8 protein-coding genes are annotated in these 10,000 nt (G+C 45.9%); 4 read left to right on the top strand and 4 right to left on the bottom strand.

The window, feature by feature from the left end:
• A partial coding sequence (locus LDL40_RS14775) for a bifunctional GNAT family N-acetyltransferase/hotdog fold thioesterase (protein WP_300996189.1) occupies window positions 1–699 on the top strand: 699 nt, incomplete at its 5' end.
• A gap of 299 nt (window positions 700–998) precedes the next feature.
• Window positions 999–1,616, top strand: a complete 618-nt coding sequence (locus LDL40_RS14770) for a restriction endonuclease (RefSeq protein ID WP_300996188.1) — start codon at window positions 999–1,001, stop codon at window positions 1,614–1,616.
• A 364-nt stretch (window positions 1,617–1,980) separates the two neighbouring features.
• Here the strand turns inward: LDL40_RS14770 and LDL40_RS14765 are convergent, their stop codons facing one another.
• A complete protein-coding gene (locus LDL40_RS14765) occupies window positions 1,981–4,008 on the bottom strand; it encodes a methyl-accepting chemotaxis protein (RefSeq protein ID WP_300996187.1) in 2,028 nt (675 codons plus the stop codon).
• A gap of 509 nt (window positions 4,009–4,517) precedes the next feature.
• The gene (gene hutC / locus LDL40_RS14760) at window positions 4,518–5,243 is read right to left on the bottom strand and encodes a histidine utilization repressor (protein ID WP_300996185.1); all 726 of its coding nucleotides are present in this window, start codon (window positions 5,241–5,243) and stop codon (window positions 4,518–4,520) included.
• Between the two features lie 123 nt (window positions 5,244–5,366).
• Here hutC and hutI point away from each other — a divergent pair, with 123 nt between their 5' ends.
• Window positions 5,367–6,602: an imidazolonepropionase gene (gene hutI, locus LDL40_RS14755; protein ID WP_300996184.1), complete on the top strand. Its 1,236-nt coding sequence runs from the start codon at window positions 5,367–5,369 to the stop codon at window positions 6,600–6,602.
• Window positions 6,603–6,663: 61 nt separating this feature from the next.
• Window positions 6,664–8,211, top strand: coding sequence for a bifunctional diguanylate cyclase/phosphodiesterase (locus LDL40_RS14750; protein WP_300996183.1), 1,548 nt, complete (start codon window positions 6,664–6,666; stop codon window positions 8,209–8,211).
• Here LDL40_RS14750 and LDL40_RS14745 read toward each other — a convergent pair.
• Both LDL40_RS14745 and rraA read right to left on the bottom strand, forming a co-directional pair.
• Window positions 8,205–9,242, bottom strand: coding sequence for a formimidoylglutamase (locus tag LDL40_RS14745; RefSeq protein WP_300996182.1), 1,038 nt, complete (start codon window positions 9,240–9,242; stop codon window positions 8,205–8,207). The two genes, LDL40_RS14750 and LDL40_RS14745, sit on opposite strands and share 7 nt — an antisense overlap.
• A 3-nt stretch (window positions 9,243–9,245) precedes the next feature.
• Complete coding sequence (rraA, locus tag LDL40_RS14740) at window positions 9,246–9,731, bottom strand: ribonuclease E activity regulator RraA (RefSeq protein ID WP_300996180.1); 486 nt, start codon at window positions 9,729–9,731, stop codon at window positions 9,246–9,248.
• Window positions 9,732–10,000 lie beyond the last annotated feature (269 nt).

The following is a 10,000-nucleotide window of genomic DNA, read 5'->3' as shown; positions in this document are numbered from 1 at the left end:
GCCCAGGTCAGGTATATGGCTGTATCGGATCAATGGCAGGGGCATGGTTTAGGAGCTATGGTTTTACAGCAACTGGAGCAGGTTGCACTGGAATTAGGGATGCAGCGTATCATCTTAAATGCCCGTGAGACTGCTGCTGGTTTTTATCAGAAAGCTGGATATCACTATCTGGAACCTGCAAATGCCCTATTTGGTATAGCTCATCATCGATACGCAAAGACTTTGGCTTTTTCAGCAGCGCCAGAGCAGCTGCAGCAATGGATACCTGAGTTACAACAAACGTTCTGGCAAAAGATCCCGCTTTCTTCTTATATGCAGGTAAAAGTGCAGAAGGTAGACAGCCAAAAGATTTGTTGTGTGGCACCGCTCGAACCAAATATCAATCTGCATCAGACTATGTTCGCAGGCAGCATTTATACATTAGCGACTTTAACGGGTTGGGGAATGGTCTGGTTATTACTGAAAGATCAGCAACTTGATGGTGACATTGTATTGGCGGATGCTCATATTCGTTATCTGAAACCTGTCACAGGTCCTGCTGAGGGGCGTTGTTGGCGGCATCAAAGCCAACCGGATTTCTCCGCATTATCACAACAGCGTAAAGCCAGACTTGATATCAAGGTTGGAATATTTTGTGACGATCAAAAGGTCGCTGTATTTGAGGGGCGTTTTGCCATATTGCCGAAAAAAACATCCTAGGTTTGCGGTGTATTCAGGCCCATCAAAAATTCCACTTCAATGTTTGGTCTAGAACACTCAGCCCATAAAACTGCAGCGTTAAATAGGTAAAGCTCAGATTTTACCCAAGGGGCGACCTTTATGGTCGCTCCTGTTGCTGACAATAGTCTATGTAACTGGGGCGGGAATTTGTTGTCAACAAATTCGCAGCTTTTGATTCGCGGGTTAATCAGATATAAAGCAAATATCAGGGTTATTTCAGGTAAAAAACTCTCACCGATTAGATACTGCTGTTATCAAATCTGTGTGGAGTACCTGTAATGAATAACAAATGGTTGATCAGCTCTTGTGTTGCTACAGCTGCAGGAATAATTGCAGGCGCGACCTACCTGTTATTTTCTGAGTATTCAGTGTTGTCAGGCAGTCAAAGTTGGGTGTTAAGCTCAACCTGGTCCAGTGTGATGCTGTGGCTTTTTGTCTCCATGTTTCTGTTAGCACTGTTGTTTAATATCCTCGCCTTTTTGGAACTGGAAAGTCAGGAAGAAGTACTGAACCCTATCTGGTGGCCGCAAGGCACTAAGCTTGGACGGCAACAGCAGCAATTCAAAGAAAACACTCAGCTTTTATTGCAGTTTTATGGCCGTGAAATGGAGTCGGTAGAAGATTGTGAGTCTCACTTTTTAGTCCGTCGCCAGCAACAGGCTTTACTGCTTTATATTCAACCTGAGCTTGATGAAGCACTGACAGTGGCCCAGGTTCGTTCTGTGTTTCAACAAATGTTATCGCTGAACTGCCAACGTGGATTAATTGTTTGCTACCAGAAAATTAATAGTCAGGTGCGTTTGTTTGCGGCCGAAGCAGGTATTGAACTTTTTGATCAGCAGCGACTGAAAAAATACATGAATGCTCAAAATTTCAGCCAATTGGCGCTGATATAAGGGTGATATAAAGCTATATAAAGCTTTCGTCATGTTTTTATCTCTGTATTTGTCATGATGATCAAGCGTTTACGAATGTTAGACATGGAACGAACAAAGATAACGGATTACACACTTCCTGCCTGGCCAGACACTGTCTGGCCATTTTTTTAAGCACCATATCAAGTATTCAAACCTAAAGCTGATTTATTGCCAATCAACAAAACTATTCAGGACTTTTTGGTGTTGTGCTACAAAACACGGACGGGCAGAAGAAGATTGGTCGCTGCTAAGCTTTAAGTAGCATTCGGGAAATAGGCAGAATAACAAGTATAAAAAAGCCAGAGCAAAGGCTCTGGCTATCGTTGGGATCTCATTTAATAACTTAATGTAATTTAAAACTGCGTACTGCATTTTCCAGGGTGCCTGCGGCTGTAGCGACTTGGGCGCTTTGCTCAAGTGTTGATGTCGCCCGCTCAGTACTTTGCTCTGCTAAATCCACCATACTATGCATGCTTTGCTCTATGGCAGTTCCCAGCTGCAATTGACTGGAGGTGGTAGTGGCAATATTGTCACTGATTTGATGCATAGCTTCTATGGCATGGTTTATTTCGGCCAGTGCAGCCATCAACTGCCCATTTTGCGCGACGCAGTTATTTGCATCCAGCTGGCCTTTCTCAATAGATGTGACTGCTTGCATGCTTTGTTGTTGTAAGCTGCCAATCATAGTGCGTATTTCGTCTGTGGCCTGCTGACTGCGTACAGCCAAAGATCGGACTTCGTCCGCCACGACGGCAAAACCTCTGCCTTGTTCACCTGCTCTGGCTGCTTCTATAGCGGCGTTTAACGCCAGTAGGTTGGTTTGTTCCGCTATGCCACGGATAGTGGTTAGAATGCCGCCTATGTTGTTTGATTCGGTATTAACAGCCTGCATTGTGTTACTTGTATCGTTCAATTGCCGCGCCAATTCCTGGATCAGGGTGTTGTTGGCTGCCGAGACCTGATCGATTTGTTGGCTTTGTTTTAACGCTTGTTGCATTTGTTGTTGTGCCATGTCGGCCTGTTCTGCAATTTGATGAGTATTGCTGGCAAGTTGGTTGGTGATTGTGTTTACTTCTGCAACCTGGTGATGCTGGGTATTCAGGGCCTGATGTATAGCGCTGACTTCTTGGCTGGATAATCTGGCGCTTTGATTCAATTCCAGCACACCTTGCTGGATTTGTTCTATAAGTTGCCTGAGGGCTTTGATCAACGTATTCACATTCGTAGATAACTCACCAAATTCATCTTCTGAATTAATGGCTAACTCCCGGCTTAAATCACCTTTGGCTATCTGATCCAGTACTCTGTTAATCCCAGACAAAGGAGTAATCATAGCTTTGATCGTCAGATAAGCGGCACCTATGGCCAGACCGACCAGAACAATCAACATAATGACTGCACGGATAGTGCCTGAATTTAAAGCGGAAGATAAACTTTGTTGTAAAGAACTGAACTGGCTATCGGCCTGACTAATCATTTGGTCCAGTGCAGCTACCGCTTGTGTCACTTGCTGTTCAGATAGATCAAGTTGCTGCCGTGCTGTCTGTAGCTGTTTCACCTGGAGTAATTTAATGCTAACCAGGTTGTTTGTGCCTGCAATTCGCGCTTTCGCTTCGTCTAATTGCGCCAGAAAATCCTGCCATAAATCGTCAGCCCCAACTTGTTTGACAATGTTGGCTATGTAATCCAGATTGCCTTGCATATCACTAAAGGCAAACTCAAGATTTTCCTGACTTGTGGCCAACTGTACCGGATCTGTCATGGCTGCAATTTCGCGTACAGTTTTTAATAATCCCAGTAGCTGACCGTCTACCCGCCCGGCAGCTCCTTCCAGCAACGCCATTTGCGCCGCTTTACCTGGCGCTTCTAAAAATGAAATATCGACCAGCGTTGCGCCTGCTGTATCGATCAGGTTCTCTAATTCTTTCAGCTCTGCTGCAGCCTTGTTTCCCTGCGCTATTGCTTCTAAACGAGCCTTAAATAACAAATCAACTGCTTGCTGGTAGGCTTGCGAGGTTTGTTGAGCTTCAGCTAAGGGCTTTTGTAAACTGACTTCTTTTGCCACCAGCGGAGTCAGGCCAGCCATTTGGCGACCGTACACCTCTGCAGCTTGTGAGAATTCGCTCTGATACGACTTAATTTTTGCGGCTTCTTCTGCGGTGTAACCAAGAGCGGATAACTTGGCGAGCTTAAGTAACTGAATTTGAGCCATATTGCTTTTTTGCTGCACCGGCACTGCAGTTTCATTCATGCGGCTGCTGCTGCTATTCACTACAGCGAAACTCCAAAGCGACGATAAACTGGCGACTAACAACAGCAAGGCAATAAAGCCAAAGCCCAGGTAAATTTTATGTGCAACACGAAGTTTCATAGACAAATTCCAACTGCTGTTATGGTTTTAGTATTGGTTAGAAATGAGGCAATAGGTATATTTGCTGCTGAAACTAACAAAGTTTTTTTAACTGGTCTAGCCAGATTGGTGCAAATTTAGTATTTTCTTATAAAAAAAGAGCACCAAACTGGTGCTTTGTGTTAAAAAATGTAATTAAACTAATGGTTTAAAAACAATCCTATAAATTTGCTGGCAATAAATAATTTAGAGACAAGGACGATAGTACTGCGACCCTTTTGTCTCAGGAGTGAAGGAACTGTCCGGTTGAGAGCAACTGACTTCGGCACTCAGTTGAGTATTGCTCGTCCGCTGTGGCGGCGCCTTTAAATAGTGCACTGTTATCTATTTTCCGGATTGGGCTTCAAAGGCTCAACTGCTAACGCCTAAGCTATGTTCTGCAACTTTGTTCAAGACCGTCACAAACTTTGCTGCATCAGTGGACAAAGCTGCCGGCTCTGGGCCTTTTCAGGGCTTACAGTGATAGCTCTTTACGCTTTAGGTTGGATCGTTAGTTGGCCACCAAGACGATAACGGCTACCTGCGCTGGTCAGATAAGCGAAACTGACAGCTCCGCCTCTGCTGAAGGTGCGGCGTGTCAGGCGTAAACAAGGTTCGGAAGCCGGTATTTTTAAATGCTGGCGGGTCAATTCGTCTGGTAATACTGCCTCTACTATGTGTTCGGCGTCTGTCAAAGGAGCAACAGCACTTAAGTATTCATGCGGCGTTTGTAACACAAAATCCTGAGCTAAATAATCCGGCACTTGCTCTGGATTGACATAACGGGCTTCCAGTTGCAGTGGTTGCTGATTTTCATAATGCACAATCAGCGAAAAAAACACCGGAGCATTGCGGCTTAAACCTAAGGCTGTAGCCACAATTGCCGGACAGGGCAAACTGGTCAATTGCACTAGTTCTGCTTTATGAAAATGGCCACGGCGCTGGATCTCATCTGCTATATTGCGAATTTCCAGCAGCGAAGATTGTGACTTAGGAGAAGCAACAAAGCTGCCGACGCCCTGAGTGCGATACAACACTCCTTGTTCTGTTAACTCCTGCAAAGCGCGACGCGCTGTCATGCGGCTAACGGCAAACTGGGTTGCCAATTCGTTTTCCGATGGAATACGACTATGCTCAGGCCAGGCTGCAGTTTCGACCTGACTCAAAATATAATCTTTGATGGTGGCAAACTTCTTTTGCCCGCTGCTGTTGGTCATGTCTGACTGAATTTACAGATTGGAAGCAAAGAAAAATAGCTGAATTTTGTTGTATATACAAGCTTAGAAGGTAGAATTAATCCCGGTGCTGTAAGCAGTGTGGAAGCCGGGCTGGAGAATAAAATGCAAGTCTTTGACGCAATCTGGATTAATGTCAATTTAGCTACTATGACTGATAATGGTCAACCTTACGGTGCTATCAGTAACGCTGCTTTAGCAGTAAAAGAGGGCCGTATTGCCTGGCTGGGACCAAAAGCCGAATTGCCTGAAACTGACTTGTTAGCTACTCCACTGTATGACGGTAAAGGCCAATGGCTACTGCCTGGTTTAATCGACTGTCACACCCATTTGGTTTATGCAGGCAGCCGGGCTCATGAATTTGAAATGCGCTTAAATGGCGCTACCTATCAACAAATTGCAGAAGCCGGAGGTGGTATTAAATCCACAGTGGCTGCAACCCGTGCCGCCAGTCATGAAGAGTTATTTGTGCTTGGTAAACAGCGGTTAAATGCGTTGCTGAGCCAAGGCGTGACTAGTGTAGAAATTAAATCCGGCTATGGCTTGGATCTGGCGACTGAGCAAAAAATCCTCGAAGTAGCTGCCGAGTTACACCGTACTCATCCGATAGACATTCAAAAAACTTTTTTAGGTGCTCATGCCTTGCCTTTGGAATACGCCGGACGCCCTGACGATTATATGCAACTGGTGATAAATGACGTGCTGCCACAATTACACCAGCAAGGGCTGGTGGATGCGGTAGATGTGTTTTGTGAAGGCATAGGTTTTTCTGTTGCTCAAAGCCGTTTGTTGTTTGAAAAAGCTAAAGCCTTGGGTTTACCGGTCAAGGCCCATGCGGAGCAGTTGTCGCATTTAGGTGGCGCCAGCCTTGTCGCTGAGTTTAATGGTTTATCCGCAGATCATATTGAATATCTGCAGGAGCAAGATGTGCTGGCAATGAAAGAGGCTGGCACTGTGGCTGTAGTATTACCCGGCGCTTTTTACTTTTTACGTGAAACTAAGCTGCCACCTTTTGAGCTGTTGCGCAGGCATCAGGTACCTATGGCGATCTCGACCGATTTAAACCCCGGCACTTCGCCATTTTGCAACTTGCCTTTAATGCTGAACATGGCTTGTACGCTTTTCCGTTTTACCCCGGAAGAGGCCTTAGCTGGGGTGACCCGGCATGCGGCTGCGGCTTTAGGTTTAACTGACAGAGGAACTCTGGCAGTTGGACAACAAGCTGACTTTGGGCTTTATCATATCAGTCAACCTGCGGAATTGTGTTACCAGTTTGGTGTCAGCGCTTTAACTCAGTTGGTCAAAGCAGGGCGTGAACTGAATCTGCGAGCACTCAGCTAACTTTACAAGGATGAAAAACAGAGTAATCTTAAGATCTTATCTGATCTTTCTGGTGTTAGCTGTGGTGTTATCTTTTCGGTCTGTTTTATTTGTTGTACTGCTGACCAGCTCTGCCCCTGCTTTGGCCCAGAGTCTGGCCAGCCAGTCTTTGTTTTACCCTTTTGTACTGCTTCTTTTGTTAGTCTTGTTGTTGGCGTCTTGGGTTGTGTTGCTCAAAAAACGTTTAGCAGAACAAAAACCTCTGCCAGATAAAAGCGATGTCAGAGATCTGTCTTTTTTGTCATTACACGATGAAACCAGTGGCCTTCCTAATAAACTGTATTTACAACAACAGTTTGAGCTTTGGTGCCGCAGTCATCCGAACCAAAAAGCCTCATTATTGCTGTTAAAAATTCAAAACTTTGAACGGGTAAATCAGGCGCTGGGCCACCAGAATGCCAATCTGGTTTTAGTACAGATAGCGCAGCGGATAAATACAGCGGTGCAGCAGGATCAGGAATTACTGATACTGGAACCACAAGGCAAGCAAAGCGGTAAAGTTGCTCATTTAGGTGGTGTGGATTTTGTGTTGTGGGTAGATGCCAGTACCAGGCAGCACGCAGCTGAGCAAATTGCCCGTCGCCTGGAGCATAATGTGCCGGAACCTTTGCTGATCCATGGTTGTGCTGTGGAATATCAGTTGCAAAGTGGCATAGCCCATTATCCGCTGCATGGTGAGTTGTTGTCTGATTTGATAGAGAGAGCCCATCTTGCCATGCAAAACCGGCAAATCACCCAAAGCAGTACTGTGGTGTTCCATCCGGATCTGATCAGTTACAACAACGACAAACTGGGTTTGATGGCTGAGCTTCGAAGTGCCATAAGCCAACAGCAGTTGAAACTGCATATTCAACCACAGATTGCGCTTAGTTCGCGGCAGGTTGTGGCCGGGGAAGTCTTGGTACGTTGGCATCATCCACGCCGGGGCTTGCTTGGACCTGCTGAGTTTTTAGAGTTGGCCGAACAAATGGGAGTGATTTATCCATTGACCCAATGGGTGCTGGAAAAGGCCATAATGACGCTGGCAGAATTGGCGCAGCAGGAGATCCTTTGCAAAATAGCAGTGAATATTTCCAGTAAAGATTTGCTGCAGGATGAACTGGTCGACAGTTTAGAGTTGCTGTTAAAACGCCATAAAGTGCAAGCGTCTCAACTGGTGCTGGAACTCAAAGAAAGTGCCTTAGTGGCCGAACCTGAGAAAGCCATGCGCATGTTGAAACATCTGGCGCAGCTTGGAGTAGAACTGGCGCTGGACGACTTTGGTACAGGTTTTTCATCCTTGGCGTATTTGCGTGAACTTCCCATCAGCCAGGTAAAAGTGGACTGCTCTTTTATTTTTGATTTACACAGATCTGACACTCACACCGCTATTACAGGCGCCATTATTGATATGGCCAAGAATATGAACTTTATGGTGGTCGCCGAAGGGATTGAACAAGCTGAAGTTGAGCAAAAGCTGGTCGCTATGGGCTGCGCCAGAGGCCAGGGCTTTTTGTATGCTAAGCCCTTTGCTCTGGATGCTTTCCCCGCTTGGGTGAAACAATGGAGTTACAGTAAAGCGACTTACTGAAGTTGTGCTTTACCAAACAGAAAAGCACAGACTAATGCTGTTAGTATTTGACCTGCCTCATTCATCCCTGCAGCTAGACCTGCAGGGTGTTGAGCTGGGGCTGCTTCTGCCAGGTGCAGATAACGGCTTTGCGCCTGAGTGGCCAACAGATATACAAAATGTTCAGCTTGTTGCACTGAAACACCGCAGCTATTGTAGGCGCTGACGGGCATGCCAGTAATAGCGTCTGTATCCAGTTCAATACCAAACACCTGTTGCGGTTCCCGTTGACTTAACCAAAGTTTCAGCAGTTCTGGCCAGGGGGTTTGTTCGCGCACAAAAAGCTGTTGATAGCTTAACAGGTCTACTCCAGCTGCTTTGATTTGCGCTAACGAGCTGGCCGAGTTTTTTAACTCATGAAAACCCATCACCAGATAGCGATCTAAATACCCCTGAGTTTTTGCATAACTAAAGCCATTGCCACTATGACGGCCTTCCAGCAAACGGAAATCAGCATGAGGATCAAGGTTGATGCAATTGACTGCCTGTTGCTCATTTTTAGCTAAAGCAGCTAACAAAGGCAGGCTATTATTATGGCCACCTCCGATCACAATAGGAGTTAAACCTGCAGCAAAAATAGCCATTAGTACAGCTTCTAACCGTATATCAAGCTCTGCACAAAGGCTGCGTAAAGTGGCCAGATCTGCATTTTGACTTTGTTGTTGCAAATCGGCACAGTTCAGTTCGCCCAGTAGCACGATCTGTGAAGCGTCTAAAAAGCCGTTTTGCTGTAAGTTAATAAACTTTCGGATAAAAGCCTGCCAGCCCAGATCCGATCCGCCTTGACCCAAATTAGCGCGGGGACCTATATCTTCAGGCACACCCAAGAGCACAAAAACGCAGCCTTGCTGCTTAGCTGCGGTTAAAGCTTCAGCTAAAGGTAAGCCAGCATCAGCATAACGCAAGCTTTGTCCGAGGCGGGTTTCACCTTCACGCAGCTGTTGAAAGGCCGCCAAAGTGGCGGCCTGGTAGCGGATCAGAGCATCACTCATCTGTTATTCCAGGTCTAAAGGCTCAGGAGATAAAATAATGCCGGTGTTATCGGCGTATAGATGATCGCCAGGCAAAAAAGTGACGCCACCAAAATTCACCGGAATTTCGTGTTCACCAAAACCACGATCATCTGCACCGACAGGAATAGCGTTTACCGCCTGAATACCAATATCAAAATCTTCCAGTGTATCGACATCACGCACACTGCCGTAGCAGACTATGCCTTCCCAGCCATTTGCGGCTGCTAATGAGGCCAGTTCACCATCAATTAAAGCCCGGCGGGATGAACCACCGCCATCAATCAATAAGACTTTACCAACTCCGGGTTCAGCCAAAGCCTGGCGGATTAAACCGTTGTCTTCAAAGCATTTAATAGTCTGGACAGTACCGCCAAAAGATCGGCGACCACCGTAGTTGGCGAAAATGGGTTCAACCACATCGATCATGTCGGCATAAAGATCACATAATTCCGAAGTGTTATATTCCATGAAGAGCTCCACACTTTAAGTCTTTGATCAAAAACACAGTATACCCGTCTCAACTGAAGCTGCAAGGTCGTTGACATGCTTCAAACCTGCCACTATCGAAAGTCTGTTCCGGCAATTTAAGTGCGTGCTGGTATCTTTGCTATTTTTACTATTCTTCTGTTCCTTGATTGTGACTCTGTATTGCCAGTGTTAAAGTGACTTTGCTAATTTAATTAAAGTTGTTTTTTTCAGGATCCTGCCTTTGAGCCCAGAGCTGTTAGCCCGAACCT

Source organism: Rheinheimera sp. (assembly GCF_020217005.1).
In the GTDB taxonomy this organism is placed as follows: Bacteria; Pseudomonadota; Gammaproteobacteria; order Enterobacterales; family Alteromonadaceae; genus Pararheinheimera.
The sequence above is the reverse complement of the archived record's forward strand: the minus strand, read 5'-3'. Positions and strand labels throughout refer to the sequence as shown.

What these genes read in the sequence shown, in the direction of transcription:
- LDL40_RS14770 (WP_300996188.1), top strand. Translation starts at nt 999, where the DNA reads ATGAATAACAAATGGTTGATCAGCTCTTGTGTTGCTACAGCTGCAGGA.
- LDL40_RS14765 (WP_300996187.1), bottom strand. Translation starts at nt 4,008, where the DNA reads ATGAAACTTCGTGTTGCACATAAAATTTACCTGGGCTTTGGCTTTATT.
- hutC (WP_300996185.1), bottom strand. Translation starts at nt 5,243, where the DNA reads ATGACCAACAGCAGCGGGCAAAAGAAGTTTGCCACCATCAAAGATTAT.
- hutI (WP_300996184.1), top strand. Translation starts at nt 5,367, where the DNA reads ATGCAAGTCTTTGACGCAATCTGGATTAATGTCAATTTAGCTACTATG.
- LDL40_RS14745 (WP_300996182.1), bottom strand. Translation starts at nt 9,242, where the DNA reads ATGAGTGATGCTCTGATCCGCTACCAGGCCGCCACTTTGGCGGCCTTT.
- rraA (WP_300996180.1), bottom strand. Translation starts at nt 9,731, where the DNA reads ATGGAATATAACACTTCGGAATTATGTGATCTTTATGCCGACATGATC.